The organism is Burkholderia sp. BCC1972, from assembly GCF_905339605.1.
In the GTDB taxonomy this organism is placed as follows: Bacteria; Pseudomonadota; Gammaproteobacteria; order Burkholderiales; family Burkholderiaceae; genus Burkholderia.
The window spans coordinates 97,991-114,644 of the sequence record NZ_CAJPGH010000007.1; the positions used below are offsets into that span (position 1 = coordinate 97,991).

At 69.7% G+C, this 16,654-nt stretch carries 16 protein-coding genes; 9 read left to right on the forward strand and 7 right to left on the reverse strand.

Features of this window, described 5'->3' with window-relative positions; all coding sequences use genetic code 11:
• Window positions 1-92: 92 nt before the first annotated feature.
• The 3 genes from groL to U5798_RS13095 all read right to left on the reverse strand — a co-directional run bounded on the left by groL (window position 93) and on the right by U5798_RS13095 (window position 3,462).
• Window positions 93-1,733, reverse strand: a complete 1,641-nt coding sequence (gene groL / locus U5798_RS13085; protein WP_322082260.1) for a chaperonin GroEL — start codon at window positions 1,731-1,733, stop codon at window positions 93-95.
• 12 nt (window positions 1,734-1,745) lie between these two features.
• Entirely contained in the window at window positions 1,746-2,036 is a 291-nt protein-coding gene (locus U5798_RS13090; RefSeq protein ID WP_011356207.1) for a co-chaperone GroES, read from the reverse strand.
• Window positions 2,037-2,178: 142 nt separating this feature from the next.
• The gene (locus tag U5798_RS13095) at window positions 2,179-3,462 is read right to left on the reverse strand and encodes a lipase family protein (protein WP_322082261.1); all 1,284 of its coding nucleotides are present in this window, start codon (window positions 3,460-3,462) and stop codon (window positions 2,179-2,181) included.
• A 378-nt stretch (window positions 3,463-3,840) separates the two neighbouring features.
• Here U5798_RS13095 and U5798_RS13100 point away from each other — a divergent pair, with 378 nt between their 5' ends.
• Window positions 3,841-4,521 (forward strand): class II aldolase/adducin family protein, encoded by a 681-nt coding sequence (locus tag U5798_RS13100; RefSeq protein WP_322082262.1) that lies wholly within the window; start codon window positions 3,841-3,843, stop codon window positions 4,519-4,521.
• A 120-nt stretch (window positions 4,522-4,641) separates the two neighbouring features.
• On the forward strand, window positions 4,642-5,760 hold the full coding sequence (locus U5798_RS13105; protein ID WP_322082263.1) for a sigma-54 interaction domain-containing protein: 1,119 nt from the start codon (window positions 4,642-4,644) through the stop codon (window positions 5,758-5,760).
• Here U5798_RS13105 and U5798_RS13110 read toward each other — a convergent pair.
• The 4 genes from U5798_RS13110 to U5798_RS13125 are packed head-to-tail and all read right to left on the reverse strand — an operon-like array spanning window position 5,751 to window position 9,591.
• Complete coding sequence (locus U5798_RS13110; RefSeq protein WP_322082264.1) at window positions 5,751-6,539, reverse strand: ABC transporter permease; 789 nt, start codon at window positions 6,537-6,539, stop codon at window positions 5,751-5,753. The genes U5798_RS13105 and U5798_RS13110 overlap by 10 nt on opposite strands.
• Window positions 6,540-6,561: 22 nt before the next feature.
• Window positions 6,562-7,377 carry an ABC transporter permease gene (locus U5798_RS13115; protein ID WP_322082265.1) on the reverse strand — a complete coding sequence of 272 codons (816 nt, stop codon included), beginning with the start codon at window positions 7,375-7,377 and terminating at the stop codon, window positions 6,562-6,564.
• On the reverse strand, window positions 7,377-8,483 hold the full coding sequence (locus U5798_RS13120) for a PhnD/SsuA/transferrin family substrate-binding protein (RefSeq protein WP_322082266.1): 1,107 nt from the start codon (window positions 8,481-8,483) through the stop codon (window positions 7,377-7,379). Before U5798_RS13120 ends, U5798_RS13115 begins: the two co-directional genes overlap by 1 nt.
• A gap of 31 nt (window positions 8,484-8,514) precedes the next feature.
• Window positions 8,515-9,591, reverse strand: coding sequence for an ABC transporter substrate-binding protein (locus U5798_RS13125; protein WP_322082267.1), 1,077 nt, complete (start codon window positions 9,589-9,591; stop codon window positions 8,515-8,517).
• A 440-nt stretch (window positions 9,592-10,031) separates the two neighbouring features.
• Between U5798_RS13125 and U5798_RS13130 the strand changes: the two genes are divergently transcribed.
• From U5798_RS13130 to U5798_RS13160, 7 genes are read left to right on the forward strand one after another with little or no spacing between them, the layout of a single operon-like run.
• The gene (locus U5798_RS13130) at window positions 10,032-11,204 is read left to right on the forward strand and encodes an LLM class flavin-dependent oxidoreductase (protein WP_322082268.1); all 1,173 of its coding nucleotides are present in this window, start codon (window positions 10,032-10,034) and stop codon (window positions 11,202-11,204) included.
• 50 nt (window positions 11,205-11,254) lie between these two features.
• Window positions 11,255-12,301 carry an ABC transporter substrate-binding protein gene (locus tag U5798_RS13135; RefSeq protein ID WP_322082269.1) on the forward strand — a complete coding sequence of 349 codons (1,047 nt, stop codon included), beginning with the start codon at window positions 11,255-11,257 and terminating at the stop codon, window positions 12,299-12,301.
• Window positions 12,302-12,334: 33 nt separating this feature from the next.
• Entirely contained in the window at window positions 12,335-13,168 is an 834-nt protein-coding gene (locus U5798_RS13140; protein ID WP_322082270.1) for a TonB family protein, read from the forward strand.
• A 41-nt stretch (window positions 13,169-13,209) separates the two neighbouring features.
• On the forward strand, window positions 13,210-13,926 hold the full coding sequence (locus U5798_RS13145) for a MotA/TolQ/ExbB proton channel family protein (RefSeq protein ID WP_124451391.1): 717 nt from the start codon (window positions 13,210-13,212) through the stop codon (window positions 13,924-13,926).
• Entirely contained in the window at window positions 13,926-14,336 is a 411-nt protein-coding gene (locus tag U5798_RS13150) for an ExbD/TolR family protein (protein ID WP_124451389.1), read from the forward strand. The genes U5798_RS13145 and U5798_RS13150 overlap by 1 nt, the downstream gene beginning before the upstream one ends.
• Before the next feature lie 35 nt (window positions 14,337-14,371).
• The gene (locus tag U5798_RS13155; RefSeq protein WP_322082271.1) at window positions 14,372-15,436 is read left to right on the forward strand and encodes an ABC transporter substrate-binding protein; all 1,065 of its coding nucleotides are present in this window, start codon (window positions 14,372-14,374) and stop codon (window positions 15,434-15,436) included.
• Window positions 15,433-16,650 carry an MFS transporter gene (locus U5798_RS13160; RefSeq protein ID WP_322082272.1) on the forward strand — a complete coding sequence of 406 codons (1,218 nt, stop codon included), beginning with the start codon at window positions 15,433-15,435 and terminating at the stop codon, window positions 16,648-16,650. The genes U5798_RS13155 and U5798_RS13160 overlap by 4 nt, the downstream gene beginning before the upstream one ends.
• Window positions 16,651-16,654: the final 4 nt, after the last annotated feature.

Consider the following 16,654-nt stretch of genomic DNA (forward strand, 5'->3'; position numbering starts at 1 on the left):
AAAGAAAAACGCGTGACGACTTCCGTCGCCACGCGTTTCCTGTTCCAGCAAGACCGCATGCACACCGGCGAACCGGCGCGCGCAGGCCAACCTCAGAAATCGAACCCCGGCCCGCCTGCACCGGGGCCGCCCGGGCCGGCGACCGGCGCTGCATCCTTCGGCGCTTCGAACACGGTCGCATCGGTCGTCAGCAGCAGGCCGGCCACCGACGCCGCGTTCTGCAGCGCCGTGCGCGTGACCTTGGTCGGATCGAGCACGCCCGATTCGACGAGGTCGCCGTACTCGCCGGTCTGCGCGTTGTACCCGAAGTTGCCCGTGCCTTCCGCGACCTTCGCGACGACGACGCTCGCTTCCTCGCCCGCATTCGTGACGATCTGGCGCAGCGGTTCCTCGAGCGCGCGCAGCACGATCTTGATGCCTGCGTCCTGGTCGGCGTTCACGCCCTTCAGTTCGCGGATCGCTTGCCGCACGCGGATCAGCGCGACGCCGCCGCCCGGCACGATGCCTTCCTCGACGGCCGCGCGCGTGGCGTGCAGCGCGTCGTCGACGCGATCCTTCTTCTCCTTCACTTCGATCTCGGTCGCACCGCCGACCTTGATCACCGCGACGCCGCCCGCGAGCTTCGCGACGCGTTCCTGCAGCTTCTCGCGGTCATAGTCGGACGTGGCTTCTTCGATCTGCACGCGGATCTGCTTCACGCGCGCCTCGATGTTCTTCGCATCGCCCGCGCCGTCGATCACGGTCGTGTTTTCCTTGCCGACCTCGATGCGCTTCGCCTGGCCGAGCTCGGCGAGCGTCGCCTTCTCGAGCGTCAGGCCCGTTTCCTCGGCGATCACCTGGCCGCCGGTGAGGATCGCGATGTCCTCGAGCAGCGCCTTGCGGCGATCGCCGAAGCCCGGCGCCTTGACCGCGACCGTCTTCAGGATCCCGCGGATGTTGTTCACGACGAGCGTCGCGAGCGCTTCGCCTTCGACGTCTTCCGCGATGATCAGCAGCGGGCGGCCCGACTTCGCGACCTGTTCGAGCACCGGCAGCAGGTCGCGGATGTTCGAGATCTTCTTGTCGTGCAGCAGGATGTACGGGCTCTCGATCTCGGCGACCTGCTTGTCCGGATTGTTGATGAAGTACGGCGACAGGTAGCCGCGATCGAACTGCAGCCCTTCGACGACGTCGAGTTCATCCGCGAGCGACTTGCCGTCCTCGACGGTGATCACGCCTTCCTTGCCGACGCGGTCGATCGCTTCGGCGATACGCTGGCCGATCGATTCCTCGCCGTTCGCGGAGATCGTCGCGACCTGCGCGATTTCCTTGCTCGTGGTGGTCGGCTTGCTGATCTTCTTCAATTCGTCGACGGCCGCGGCGACGGCCTTGTCGATGCCGCGCTTCAGGTCGAGCGGGTTGAGCCCGGCCGCCACGTATTTCTGGCCTTCGCGGACGATCGCCTGCGCGAGCACGGTGGCCGTCGTCGTGCCGTCGCCGGCTGCGTCGCTGGTGCGCGACGCGACTTCCTTCACGAGCTGCGCGCCGATGTTCTGCAGCTTGTCCGCGAGTTCGATTTCCTTCGCGACCGATACGCCGTCCTTCGTGACGACGGGTGCGCCGAAGCTGCGTTCGAGCACGACGTTGCGGCCCTTCGGCCCGAGCGTGACCTTCACTGCGTTCGCGAGGATGTTCACGCCTTCGGTCAGCTTCGACCGTGCGATGTCGCTGAAAATGATTTCCTTGGCTGCCATGATTGCGCTCCGTTATTGATTGACGACCGCGACGATGTCTTCCTCGCGCAGCACGAGAAACTCGTTGCCGTCCACTTTGACGGCTTGGCCCGCGTATTTGCCGAACAGCACGCGCTCGCCGACCTGCAGGTCGGGCACGATGCGCTGGCCGTCCGCATCCTTGCGGCCGGGGCCGACGGCAATCACTTCGCCCTGGTCGGGCTTTTCGGCGGCGCTGTCGGGGATCACGATGCCCGACGCGGTGGTGGTTTCCTGGTCGAGACGCTTCACGATCACGCGGTCGTGCAAGGGGCGTAGGCTCATCTTTTCGTCCTGTACGGGTCTGCCGGAATTGGCTGGCACTCTTTAGAAGAGAGTGCTGACGAGTATAAAAATGCGCGGCGGCGCGATCCAATAACGGATTTGCACAAGCATTCGCGCCGTTGTGCAAAGCGCCGGAAGCCGGCTATTGCGACACGGCCTGCTGCGCGGCCGGCGAGCAGACCGGGCGGATCGTCTCGCCGGCCAGCACGCGCTTCACGAACGGAATCGAATTGGCGAGCGATGCGTTCACGGTGCCGTTGTGCTCGCGGCCGGCATACAGGTGTGCCTCGACGGTCGTGCCGGCCGCGCACGCATCCTTCGCGAGCGCGAGTTCGAGCGGCGCCAGCCCGTCGTCGGCGCCCGCGCCGATGAAGACGGGCGTGGCGATCTTCAGCGTCGGGTATTTCAGGAAGTCGTCCCACCATGCCTGCAGCCGCGCATCGCCGCCCGGCTTCACGGTGCTCGCGTGCGTGAGATGCGCGAGCGCCGCATCGTCCTCGAGCGACGCGAGGCAACTGATGCGCGCCTGTTCGAGGATCGGCAGCGCGCGCTCGGTCAGCACTTCGTCGGCGCGCACCGACGGGTCGACCTGCTGCGCGGACAGCACCGAATAGAACTGGTACGCGAGTGTCGGATCGACGCGCTCGGGATCGCGCCGGTACGCCGTCTCGAACTTCGGCAGCGACGCGAGCGTGGAGCGTGAAGCGTTGTAGATCGTCCCGGTCGCGACGGTCGCACGGATCGCGAGTTCGGGCGCATAGGCGGGCGCGTAGCCGGCTGCCGCGATCACGGCCGAGCCGCCTTGCGACTGGCCGACGAGCACGACTTCGTTCGCGAGGCCCGGCACGCCGCCGAGCACCGCGCGCACGCTGTCGAGCAACGTGTAGCTGTTCGAACGATTGTTGAGCTGCGGGTTCGGGCCGGGGGTGCCGAGGCCCTGGTAGTCGGTCGCCACGACCGCGAACCCTTGCTGAAGCCACGCATTCAGGTAGCGCACGTCGCGATACGATCGGCCGAACCAGGACGGCGCGCAGATGTCGGCCATCCCGAACGTGCCGTGCGCCCATGCGACGATCGGCCAGCCGCCGGCCGGCGGCGTGCCGCGCGGCACGAACAGCGCGCCCGACACGGCTATCGGCGTGTGGCCGCCGACACCGTCGGTCGATGCATACAGGATGCGCAGTTGCCGCGCGGCGCTCGCGAGCCCGAGCGTCGCGGGCAGCGGTTCGGAACGCAGCAGCACGCCGGGCGTGGCCGGAATGTCGCGATCCCATGTGTAGAACGCGGACACGCGGCCGTCGCCCTGCAACGGATCGGGTGCGGGAACACGGCCGGGTGAAGCCGCGTGCGAAACGACGGAAGGCACGGCGAGCGCCGATGCGAGCAGCGTGCGTGCGGCGAGGCCGCGCAGGGGAAGGAGCGTCATGGTCGGAAGGAGATCGGTGAGAGCGGATGAGCCAGCCATGCAGGGCCGGCGCGGGCCGACCACGATGCAAGTTTCGAACCAGCGTGCTCGTTGCGTACGCCGCGCATGGCGTGGCGGGCGATCGATCGGCGCTGCGCGGGGCATGCACGCGCACCGGCTGCGCGTCGTGCAGCAATCCCGACCGGCACGTTGTTGCTCCCGCAACAGACGCACGTGCCCGGACGGCTCCGCGCGTGTCGTCCGGGCGCGCCCGCGCTGCGTCGGCCGGCCTGTGCCGCCTGCATCGCCGGCTGGCACGATTGCTGCTGATCCGGTGGTCGTGCGTCGCTGCGTTGCGACGCGAGTCCATCCGTCCACCCGATCAAGGAAACCGTCTTCATGTCCGTCACCCAAGCCATCGACAGCGGCGAACTCGTGGCATTCGTCGAGCGCGCGACGCGCGAATTCACGCAGGCCGAGCGTGTGCTGAAGGAAACGCGCACGCTGTCCGCGACCAACACGTTCCAGGCGTTCCAGCGCGTGCCGGGCACGGAACTCGTCGTCGCGCTGTCCGCACCGAGCCCGTGGGCTGCGTCGCAGGAGATCCAGCCCGTCGTCGTGACGCTCGAAGGCGACGTACTGCACGGCGACGCGCGCGCGGGCGGCAACGGCCCGCGCTACGCGGGCGTGTTCCGCGAGGCGCCGGAAGTCGACGTCGTGATTCACGTCCACGGTCCGTACCTCGGCGCATGGGCGAGCGCGCATCGTCCGCTGCCGATCCGCTACGCGCCGACCGCGCGCTACACGCGGGCCCGCGAAATCCCGGTCTATGTCGATCGCCGTCCCGGCGAGCCGCGCTTCATCGTCGATACGATCCGGCGCGATCCCGACGTGCCGGCGATCATCGAGGCGAACGGCGGTGCGACGTTCTGGGGCAAGTCGATCCTCGACGTGTCGAAGTACATCCTGATCCTCGAGGAAGCCGCGTACTTCCAGGCGCTCGCCGAACCGCTCGGCGGCTCGCTCGACTTCGGGCCGGGCGCGCTCGAACAGCAATGGAAGATGACCGGGCTGGCATGACGCGGTGCGGCGGCCGGCGCAATCCGGCCGCCGTCATACCGATAGCTCGATGAATTGGTTCGTTGCCGGCGCGCGTCTTGCTATCGTCGAACCTTCCCCGTTCAACTCGCCGGTCGTGCCATGGCCATCTTCAGCTTGCCGGACCCGACTTCGCACGCGATCACGATCCGCGCGAAGGCACTGACGTTCGACGACCCCAAATCGCGCGTGCTGCTCGAACGCATCCAGCTCGTCGCACCGAGCGATGCGACGGTGCTCGTCACCGGCGAAAGCGGCACCGGCAAGGAGCTGATCGCGCGCCTCGTGCATTCGCTGAGCGAGCGCCGCGACGGACCGTTCGTCGCGGTCAACTGCGGCGCGTTCTCCGAGACGCTGATCGAAAGCGAGCTGTTCGGCCACGAACGCGGCGCGTTCACCGGCGCGATCAACAGCCAGCCCGGCTGGTTCGAATCCGCGAATCGCGGCACGCTCTTTCTCGATGAAGTGGGCGACCTGCCGCTGTCCGCACAGGTCAAGCTGCTGCGCGTGCTGCAGGAGCGCGAGGTGACGCCGGTCGGCTCGCGCAAGACCGTGAAGATCGACGTGCGGCTGGTCGCGGCGACCAACGTGAATCTCGAAGCCGCGGTGCGCGCGGGCAATTTCCGCGAGGACCTGTACTACCGGCTCAACGTCGTGAAGCTGAGCCTGCTGCCGCTGCGCGAGCGGCCCGGCGACATCGCGCCGCTGATCGAACATTTCATCGACACCTACGCGAAGCGGCTGCGCGTGACCGCGCCGACACTGACCGGCGCCGCGCGTGCCCGGCTGCACGCGCACGCGTGGCCCGGCAACATTCGAGAACTCGAGAACGTGATCCACCACGCGGTGCTGATCTGCGCGGGCGGTGCGATCGACGTCGGCGACCTGCAGTTCTCGGCGCTGTCGCTTGCGCCCGACATGGCTGATTCGCCAGGCGCGGCCGCCGCACCGCCGCGTCGTGCGCGCGACGTCGCGGAAGCGACCGACGCGCTGCGTCACGCGGTGATCGAGCTGCTGGATCTCGGCACGCCGGCGCTGTGGCAGCACATCGAGGACACCGTCTACCGCAGCGTGTTCGACTACAGCGAGCACAACCAGCTGCGCATGTCGCGCCTGCTCGACCAGTCGCGCAACATCGTGCGCGCACGGCTCGCGCAACTCGGCATCCTGAAGCCGCGCGATGCGGGCGACGCCGACGCGCGGCTGCGCCGTCAGGCGTGATCGCGCCAGCGCAGCGCACGCTGCGCGACCCGCTCGCATAACGCGCTCATCCCGACGGCCAGCGCCGTCACACCCAGCACACACACCAGCAGCACGTCGGCGCGCGCGCCGGCCTGCGCGTTCTGCATCAGGCTGCCGACGCCGGCCCCCGTGTTGAACAGCAGCTCGCTGCTGGTCGCGGTGATCCACGCGAACGGCACGGCCTGCAGCACGCCCGCGAACAGGTCGGGCAACGCGCCCGGAATCAGCACGTCGCGCCACAGGCCGGCACGCGTCAGCCGATACGACTGCGCGAGTTCGACATAGCGCGGATCGACGCGGCGCAGCCCGTCGAAGCTGGCGGTGGTCATCGGGTAGAACGCGGCGAGCGCGATGATGAACACCTTCGCGAATTCGCCGGTGCCGGCCCACAGGCTCAGTAGCGGAATCAGCCCGAGCAGCGGCACGTAGCGCAGCGCCTGGAACGCCGGTTCGGCGAGCTTGCGTGCGAGCGTCGAACGCGCCATCGCCGCGCCGAACACGAGCCCGGACGCGACGCCGAAGCCGAGCCCGAGCGTCGTGCGGCGCAGGCTCGCGCCGAGATCGGTCATGAGTTCGCCGCTGCGGGCGAGTTCGACGAGCGCCGCGCCGACCTGCTGCAGCGGCACGAATGCGTATTGATGGGCCGCGTCGCCGGACGACGCGACTTGCCAAGCGGCAACCAGCAAGGCCGGCACGACGAGGCCGCGTGCGCGACGGCGCAGCGGGGCGAGCGAGAAAGCGCGGGGTGCGAAGGTCATGCCGAAGCGGTTCCAGTCAGGGTCAGCGCGAGGGTGTCTGCCAGCGCAATGCATAGCGCTGCACGAGCGCGATCGATCGGTCGAGTGCGAAGCCGATCAGCCCGATCACCGCGACGTCGACGAGCACCACGTCGAGCCGCAGCATCTGCCGCGCGAGTTCCATCATCTGGCCGATCCCGCTGTCGGCACTGAGCAGCTCGACCGCGACGAGCGCGAGCCACGCGCGCGCGAGCGCGATCCGCACGCCCGTCAGCAGCGGCGGCAGCGCGGCCGGCAGCAGCACGTCGCGCAACAGCGCGAAACGGCCGAGCCCGTAGTGACGTGCCATTTCGACGAGATCGCGCGGCGCATCGTGCACGCCGGTGTACGCGGCCAGCGCGACCGGAAAGAACACGGCCTTGCCGACGACGACGAGCTTCAGCGGCTCGTCGACGCCGATCAGCAGGATCAGCAGCGGGATCAGCGTGAGCGTCGGCACTTGCCGCAGCAGGTCGAACGTCGGCCGCAGATAGTCGGCGAACAGCCGGCTGCGCGCGAGCAGGATGCCGAACGTGGCGCCGCCGGTTGCGCCGATGGCGAAACCGAGCACGAGGCGATGCAGCGTGATCAGCAGGTTGTCGCGCAGTTCGCCGGTGTCGAGCAGCGTGCGCAACGTCGTCGCGAGGCGCTCGGGCGGCACGACGAGCTGCGGCGGAAACCAGCGCTGCGCGCTCGCGAGCCACCACAGCGCGGCGAATGCGACGGGCGTGATCCACCACAGCGCGTGCTCGCCGAGCCGCGCGACGCCAGGCAGGCGGACTGCGCGCGAGCCGTTCGGCGTGATGGTGCGTGCCGGCATCAGCGGCTCGCGACGCGCGCGGCGTCGGCGCGCCAGTAGCCGTCGAGGCCGAGCTGCTTGAGCGCGGTCGACACGAAGGTCGGCGCGAGCAGCGCGTTCACGTCGACCGGCGCGGACGTCAGGCCGGCCTGGCGGCTGTACGCGACGACGTCGCGGTAGTGGCCGGTCAGCGCCGGCGTGAAGAGCGGCGTCCATTGCTCTTTCCACGGCGTCGATTCGTCCGCGTATTCGCGGCGCACGACGCTTTCGGGCTGGCCCGACGCGCTCAGGATCTTCACGTACGCATCGCGGTTCTGCGGCTGCGAGATCCAGTGCGCGGCGCGCACGTAGGCGGTCGCGACGAGCTGCGTGATGTCGGGGTAGCGCCGCACGAAATCGTCGGACGCCCACAGCTCCGCGCGCATCTTCCAGTCGTCGGGCGCCGTCTTGGTCGACCAGATGATCTTGCCGACCTGCTTGTCGACGAGCGAGTACGCATCGGACAGCGTGAAGAAGCCGTCGACGCGACCGGCCGCGACGGCCGCCGCGCCGGCCTGCGGATCGAGGTTGTAGATCTTGAAGTCGGACAGCTTCAGCCCGTTCTCGGCGAGCAGCTTGCCGAACGTGACTTCCCACGGCCGGCCGCGATTGAGCGCGATGCGCTTGCCTTTCAGGTCGACGATCGATTTCGCGGTCGAGCCGGCCGGCACGACGAGATACGTGTTGCTGCCGACGCCGCCCGGCACGATCAGGCGCGTGTGCGTGCCCGACGCGTTGACGACGACCGACGGCAGGTCGCCGTAGCCCGCGAAATCGATGCTGCCGTTCGTGAATGCCTCGTTGACGAGCGTGCCGACCGCCGCGGTCGACACGGGCACCCATTGCAGCTGCACGTGTCTTGCGGCGAGCGCTTTTTCGAGCGACTTGTCGGCGTCGATCAGCGCGGAGGCACCCGCGTATTGCGTCTTGCCGCCGCTCGAATACGCGACGACGGCGATGCGCACGACCTTGGGTGCGTCCTGCGCATGGACGGCCGGTGCCGCGAGCGACGCGGCGGCCAGCGGCAGCGCGGCGAGCAGCGCGCGCAGCGGGCGGGGCAGCGAGGCGAGGGAGAGCGTGTGTTTCATGATGGTCCCGGGCAGTGAACGGTAAATGGGCTCACGCGCGCTTCTGCAGCGACGGCCGCAGCACGTCGGCTAGCGGGCGCGGGTCGATCCAGTCGGCGACGTCGAAGTCGGCTTTCAGGAAGCCGTGGTCGTGCAGGAACGTCTTGAACTCGTCGAGCGCGGCGACCGATTCGTCATCCAGATTGACGCCGAGGTGGCGATGCAGCTGGTTGCCGTACGCGGCGCGGACCCAGTCGATCGACGATGCGGTTTCGCCGGCCACGTAGTGCGCGGTTTCGTCGGGATGCGTGCTCGCCCATTCGCCGGCGGCGACCACGAGCTTCAGGAAGCCGGCGACGATGTCCGGGTGGTTCGCGAGCACGTTCGCGTTGACCGTCAGCGGGCGCGGCGTGCCGTTGTTGTTGCGGATCGAGCGCTCCGGATGGAAGCCGATGTCGATCACGACGTGCGCGCCGATCAACTGCGCGATCTCGAGGCCTGTCGAGCCCTTCACGTAGATCGCGTCGACTTCGCCGCGCAGCAGCGCACCGGCCTCGGCTGCGTACAGCGCGCGGCTCGAAAAGCCATGCGGCGACGCGAACAGGTCTGCCGCGCGTGCGGGCCCGACGGCCTGCAGCGTGCGTGCGCGCACGTCGACGAGCTCGACGTCGCGCGTGGTCAGTCCGTCGAGGCTCAATGCGTTGACGAAGCCGCGCAGCGCCGATGCGCGAAAGATGTCGATGCGGTCGTCGGGGCGGCTCGGGATCGCGATCCGGCGCCCGCGCAACGCCTTCACCGAGCGGATGCCCGACTCGGGCCGTGCGAGGATCAGTTGCGATTCGTCGACCCACGACAGCCCGATCACGCGCGTGTTCGCGTCGCTCGAGCGTGCCCACATCGCGGGGATGCTGCCGCCCTGGCGAAATGACTGCGCGAGCGTGTGATCGCTTATCGACGACACGTCGTGCCGCGTGGCGCCGCGCGGCGAGCGGATCGCGACGCCGTCGGCCGACGTCTCGCCGTTGAGCCAGCCGAGGTGCACGGCGATGCCGAGCGGCGTCGGCACGGGCGATCGGGCGTACCAGAACGTCTGCTGTTTGTCCGATGACGAATCGGGCCTGTCTGTCATGTGTGTGATTCCCCTGTCTGGGTAAGCATGGTCGATGCGCGGTGTCGCCCGCGCGGGCCGTTCCACGTTGCAAGTTCCGGGCCAGTGAGCGGAAACGGCCGTGCGGCATGCGGCGCGGGCATCGTGCGAGATGCGTGGCGCATCGGCCGGCGTGTCGGCTGTTGCATGAGCAACAGTCGCATCGGGTGCTGTTGCACGGGCAGCACCGGTGCGCTCGGTGCAGCAGCACGGCGACAGTTCGCTTTCGCGATGTCGGCATCGCCCGACGCGTGTGCGTCGATGGCCGTCGACGCCCGGCCCGCAAGGCGCCGCGCGTACCGGCCGGCGGTTGAGCACGCGCGGCGGCGAGCGAGGTGGCACACCGCGTGCTTTACAGCGCTGCATACGCGCGGCACGGCGGTGCCGCACGCAATCCGAACGGGCCGACAAGGAGAATCCCGATGGCTGTTGAATTTCTGTGGCGCCTGCCGATGCACGGCGACGGGCGGCGCGCACACGACCTGCATACGCGCGGCGAATGGAACCGCCAGCGCGCGTCGCGCGTCGCGCCGAAAATCGACGACGACGATTTCGGCTACATCGACTATCTGTCGCAGGTCGCCCGCGCGGCCGACATCGCCGGCTTCCACGGCGCACTGATTCCGATCTTCCGCTTCACCGAGGAGCCGTGGGTCGTCGCGGCCGCGCTGGCGCGCGAGACGCGCCGGCTGCGGCTCCTGATCGCGCTGCAGCCGCATTTCGTGCATCCCGTCTATGCGGCGCAGATGGCCGCGAGCCTGCAGCGGATCAGTCGCGGCCGCGTCGAGTGGAACGTCGTCACGGGCGGCGGCGGGCCCGACCAGTGCGCGTACGGCGACTTCATCGACCACGACAGCCGCTACGCGCGCACCGACGAATTCCTCGATGTCGTGAAGGGCGTCGCGGCCGGCGCGCCGTTCACGTTCGACGGCCGCTTCTATCGCGTCGAGGAGGGCGGGCTACTGCCGCCGCTGAGCGGGCAGAAGCCGCCGCGGATCTATCTGGCCGGCGCGAGCGACGCGGCGCTCGCGGTTGCCGCGAAGCATGGTGACGTACACCTGAGCTGGGGCGAGCCGCTCGCGAAGCAGAAGGAAGTGATCGATGCGGCGCGCCGCGCGCTCGACCGGCAGAACGCCGAGCGCGACCTGCGCTTCGGCATGCGCATCGACATCCTCGCGCGCGAAACCGAGGAGCAGGCGTGGGCCGAACTGCGGCAGATGTTCGCAACCGTGGGCGACACGACGCGCAACGGCTTCGGCGGGCGCGGCGGAGCGTCGGAATCGGTCGGCGCGAAACGCCAGTTCGCGCTGCACCAGGGCAACACGCAGCACTTCGACGACCTGATCGTCGGCCCGAACCTGTGGGCCGGGATGTCGCAGATTCGCGGCGGCCCCGGCTGCGTGATCGTCGGCAGCCACGAGCAGGTGGCCGAGCGACTCGCGGAATACGTCGACATCGGCGTGTCGACGTTCATCCTCGCGAGCAACCCGCATCTCGAAGAGGCGTACCGCGTGGGCGAGGAAGTGCTGCCGCTCGTCGACGGCGCGCTGAATGCACGCGGCACGCAGGCGGCGCTGCGCGTGGCCGGCGCTTGAGCGCGGCTTCTTCCCCGCGCGTCACAACGACATCGACAAGGACACTCACCATGACGACACTCGCTGCGCAGGCCACGGCCTGCGACGCACTCTGGTACACGCGCTGCCCGGTGCCGACCGCGCTCGGCATTGCCGTGCATCGCGGCTGGTTCGACGAAGAGTTCGGGCCGGAAGGCATCGTGCTGAATTCGCTGCAGGAGACGGCCGATGCCGACAAGCGCGAATCACACTTCGATCACAGCCTGCCGCACTCGTTCCGGCAGGGCGGCAACATTCCCGCGCTGTGGGCGCGGGCACGCGGTGCCGATACGCGCGTGATCGGCCTGTCGTGGACCAACGAATTCCAGGCGATCGTCACGCTGCCGGAGCGCGGCATTCGCACCGCGCGCGATCTGCGCGGCCGGCGGCTCGGGTTGCCGAGCCATTCGATCAGCATCGACTTCTGGCGGGCCGCCGCGCTGAAGGGCTTCCTGAGCGCGCTCGAGCTGGAAGGGCTCGGCCACGGCGACGCCGAATGGGTCGACCTGCCCGACACGCGCGAGCGCCGCACCGGGCCCGCGTCGTTCACGCGCGGCCCGCACGAGTATGGAATCGAGATCGCGGCACTCGTGCGCGGCGACGTCGACGCAGTGTTCGTGAAGGGCGTGGCCGGGCTGGAAACCGTGCACCTGATCGACGCGCAGGTCGTCATCGATCTCGGCGCGCATCCCGATCCGCTGGTGCGGATCGGCAACGGCACGCCGCGCACGCTGACCGTCGATCGCGCGCTGATTGACTCGCGCCCCGATCTCGTGAGCCGCTTCCTGTCGGTCGTAGTCGGCGCGGGCGACTGGGCCGCGCGCCATCCGGCGGAGACGGTCGCCTACATCGGCCGCGAAACGCGTGCGTCCGACGAATGGGTGCGCTACGCGTACGGTGCGGACGTGCACCGCCATCTGGAGACGGGGCTCGCGCCGACGTCGATCGACGGCCTGATCGCGTTCAAGGATTTCCTCGTCGAGTGGGGGTTTCTCGAACGCGACTTCGATGCGCGCGCGTGGATCGATCCGGCGCCGTTCACGCAGATCGACCGGCACCGCCATGCGTGGGTCGCGTAGCGCGCCGCGGCGCGTCATTGCAAGGAGGCGAACATGACAGGGCTGACGATCGAATACGGCGTGCCGCCGGCGCGCCGGCATGCGGCGCGTGCTGCGCCGCGCGCGGCGGCGGTGGCGGTGGCGGATGCGGCTGCGGCTGCTGCGGTTGCGCGGCCACCTTCGGTGGCGCCGACTGTGCAAGCGGACGCACGGCCGGTACCGGCAAGCGGATGGCGCGGCGCGGGCGCGATCGCGCTCGCCGTCGCGGCGCTGCATGCAGGCGTCGTGCTGCTGGTTGCGCGCGCACCCGCCGCATCGCCCGTGCAGCCGCCACGGCCGCTGCCCATGACGGTGGAGCTGACGCGGCCGCCCGAGCCGCTGCCGCAAGCCGCGCATCCGCCGCCGCCGGTCGTGCCGCCGAAGCCGTTGAAGCAGGCGCCGAGTCCGCCGAAGCCGCTGACGCCGCGCGCGGCCGTTCCGCGTCCGGCGCCCGCACCGGCCGCCGCGCCGCAAGCGTCGCGCGACACCGCACCCGCGCCGACGGCGCCGGCCGTCGCCGCCCCGGCGGCCCAGGCTCCGGCGCCCGCGCCAGCCGCACCCGTGCGCGAGACCGCACCGATCGGCGACGCGGCGTACCTGCGCAACCCGGCGCCCGACTATCCGGCATTCGCGCAGGACCAGGGCTGGGAAGGGCGCGTCGTGCTGCGCGTGCACGTGCTCGCGAACGGCACGCCCGATGCCGTCGACGTCCGCACGAGCAGCGGCCGCCGCGTGCTCGACAACGCGGCGGTGGCCGCCGTGAAGCGCTGGACGTTCGTGCCGGCGAAGCGCGGCGACGAAGCCGTCGACGGCTGGGTCAACGTGCCGATCGATTTCAAGCTGGGCTGACCCGCCGGGCCGCCCGCCACATTTTTCAAGGAACTCACATCATGAACGGTATCCCGACCACCTTCATCGTCCAGGGCGCGCTCTGGCTGCTCGTCGTTTTCTCCGTCGTCACGTGGACGCTGATCGTCGTGAAGGCGATCCAGAGCCTGCGCTCGAGCGCGCGCAACCGGCGTTACGTCAGCGCGTTCTGGGCCGCGAACAGCTTCCACGACGCGGCCGCGCTCGACGGCGCGAACAGCCCGGTGGGCGAACTCGCCGCGACGGGCTTCGACGCGCTGCGGCGCGCCGACGAGAGCAGCGCGCACGATCTCGAACACAGCTGGAGCCGCCACGACCTGCTCGAACGCCATCTGCGGCAGCAGATCCACAACGCGCGCCGGCGTGAGGAAGCGGGGCTCGCGGTACTCGCGTCGATCGGCAGCACCGCGCCGTTCGTCGGCCTGTTCGGCACCGTGTTCGGCATCATCCACGCGCTGACCGCGATCACGCACAGCGCATCGGCGAGCATCGACGTCGTCGCGGGGCCGATCGGCGAGGCGCTCGTCGCGACCGGGATCGGCATCGCGGTCGCGGTGCCGGCCGTGCTCGCGTACAACTTCTTCGTGCGCCGCGTGAAGGCTGCATCGGCCGATCTCGACGCGTTCGCGACTGATTTCGTCACGCTCGCGCAGAAGGCCGGCTTCCGCGTGCCGGCTGCCGTGCCCGCTGCCGCACCGGCACGCCGTGCCGGCGACACCCGTCAGGAGGCCTTCGCATAATGGCTTTCTCGTCCTCTTCCGACAACGACGACGTGCTCAGCGAAATCAACATCACGCCGCTCGTCGACGTGATGCTCGTGCTGCTCGTCGCCTTCATCGTCACCGCGCCGCTGCTGAACAACGCGGTGCACGTGAACCTGCCGAACACCGTCGCCACCGCGCCGGCCGACCGCAAGCCGAACGTGACCGTGAGCGTCGACGCGAAGGGCGTCGTGTATCTCGACAAGCGCGCGGTCGCGCTCGCCACGGTGCCGGCCGAGCTGGCCGCGCTGAAAGCGGGCCGGCCCGACGTCGCACTCGATCTGCAGGCCGACGAGCACGTACCGTACGGCACCGTCGCGAAACTGATGGCCGCGATCGAGCACGCCGGCATCACGCGCCTGTCGGTGCTGACCGCGCCGCGCGGCTGACGCGCCTTTCACGACTTCTTCTTGCGAACGCATCCATGAGCACCACGGCTTCACACAACGTTCAGTCGATCTGGTACACGCGCTGTCCGGTGCCGACGCCGCTCGGCATCGCCGCGCATCTCGGCTGGCTGGACAGCGAATTCGCCGACGACGGCATCACCGTGCGCGCGCTGCAGGAAAGCCAGCACGCGGCGCTGCATCACGCGCACGTCGATCATTCGCTCGACAACGCGTTCCGGCAGGGCGGCAGCATTCCCGCGCTGTGGGCACGCGCGGCCGGCGCCGACACGCGGGTGGTCGCGCTGACCTGGGTCGACGAGGCGCAGGCGATCGTCGCGCTGCCGGAAGCCGGCCTGACGCGGCCGAAGGACCTGCGCGGGCGCCGCGTCGGCCTGCCGCGGCGCGACGGCGAGCGCATCGACATCTTCCGCGCGGCCGCGCTGCGCGGCTTCGTCAGCGCGCTGTCGCTCGACGGGCTCGGCCCCGGCGATGTCGAATGGATCGACGTCCCGGCATCGAACCTGCGCGCGCCGGTGTCGACGCCAGCGACGCGCGACGCGGCGTTCAGCCATCCCGCGAGCCTGTCGAGCCGGCGGCTCTATGCGGCCGAGGCGGCCGCGCTCGTGCGCGGCGACGTCGATGCGATCTACGTGAAGGGTTCGCTCGGGCTGGAAACCGCGCACCTGATCGGCGCGCAGCCGGTCGTCGACATCGGCTTTCATCCCGATCCGCAGATCCGCATCAACAACGGCTCGCCGCGGCCGCTGACCGTCAATGCGTCGACGCTCGAGCGCCATCCGGACATCGTCAGCCGCTTCCTTGCGCGCGTGACCGACGTCGAAGGCTGGGCGCGCGAGCACGAGCAGGAAGTGCTCGGCTATCTCGGCCGCGAGACGGGCTCGGGCCACGACTGGCTGCGGCTTGCGTACGGCGCCGACGTGCACCGGCGGCTGCGTACGGATCTCGACGAAGCGTCGATCGCCGCGCTCGACGATTTCAAGCGCTTCCTGGTCGACTGGCGGTTCCTGCCGGCCGATTTCGACGTGCGTGCGTGGATCGACCGGCGCGCGCTCGACGGCATCGCGACGCTGTCGCGGTGAGTACGCCGGCGCGCGTCGCCGACGCATGGCGGCGCGAGCGCTTCACCGGCGGCTTCATGCTGCTCGCGCTCGCCAGCGGCACGACGATCAGCATGGCGCAGCTCGCGACGACGCTGTATGCGCTCGCGCTCGGCGTCGACAGCGCGCGGCTCGGCATCATCGCCGCGATGGAGCCGCTCGGCATCGCGCTGATGACGTTGCCGGCCGGGCTGCTGGTCGCGCGCTACGGCGCCCGGCGCGTGTACTTCGTCGCGAGCATGGGGCCGATGCTGCTCAATCTCGTCGTGCCGTTCACCGGCGCATGGCCGCTGATCGCGCTCACGCAGGCGCTGATCGGGCTGTGCATCCCGTTCCGGATCGTCTCGATCAACGGTGTGTTCCTCGCGCGTCTCGAGCGGATCGGCCTCGCCCGCGCAGGCTGGTATCGCGCGGCCATGTCGGTCGGAACGGGCATGGCCGGGCCATGGCTCGCGAGCTGGCTGATCGGCGCGCATGGCGCGGTCGCGACGTTCTGCGCGGCGTCGGCGAGCTTCGCGGGCATGGCGTGGTTCAGCCGGGTGCTGCTCGGCGACGCGCAGCCGCCGCCGCGCGGCGCGCAATCCGAAACCGGTGGCCTGCGTGCGTTGCTCGCGCTTGCCTGGAGCCGCGATGTGCGCGAGAAGCTTGCGCTGGAAGCCGTGAACAGCGCGACGCGCTTGCTCGCCGGCACCTATACGGTCGTGCTCGCCATCCAGTCGCTCCGGTTGTCGCAATCGGGCGCCGTCGCGCTGCTGACGCTGCAGGGCGTCGTCGCGGTGATTGCGCTGTTCGGGCTCGGGCATGCGGCGCAGCGGATGACGGCGCGCCGCTGCCATGCCTTCAGCCTCGCGGGCGGCGTGGCCGGGCTGCTCGCGCTCGGCCTTGCGCATGACGCGTGGACCGTCGGCGCAGGGCTCGCCGCGCTGTGTGCCGGGTCGTCGCTGCTGCATCTGGTCAACATGCAGCATCTCGGCCGCCACCCGGCCGACAAGAGCCAGGTGTCGAGCCTCTACAACCTCGCGTCGATGACCGGTGCGTTCTGCGGCCCGCTGGCCGGCAGTGCGCTCGTGCCGATCGTCGGGTTGCAGGCCGTGTTTCTGTGCTGGCTGCCCGTCGTCGTGCTGGTTGCGCTCGCGCTGCGGATCGCTCATCGGCGTCGTGAGGCAACGCAGCAGATGCCTGTAAAGCTGTCCTGACGAT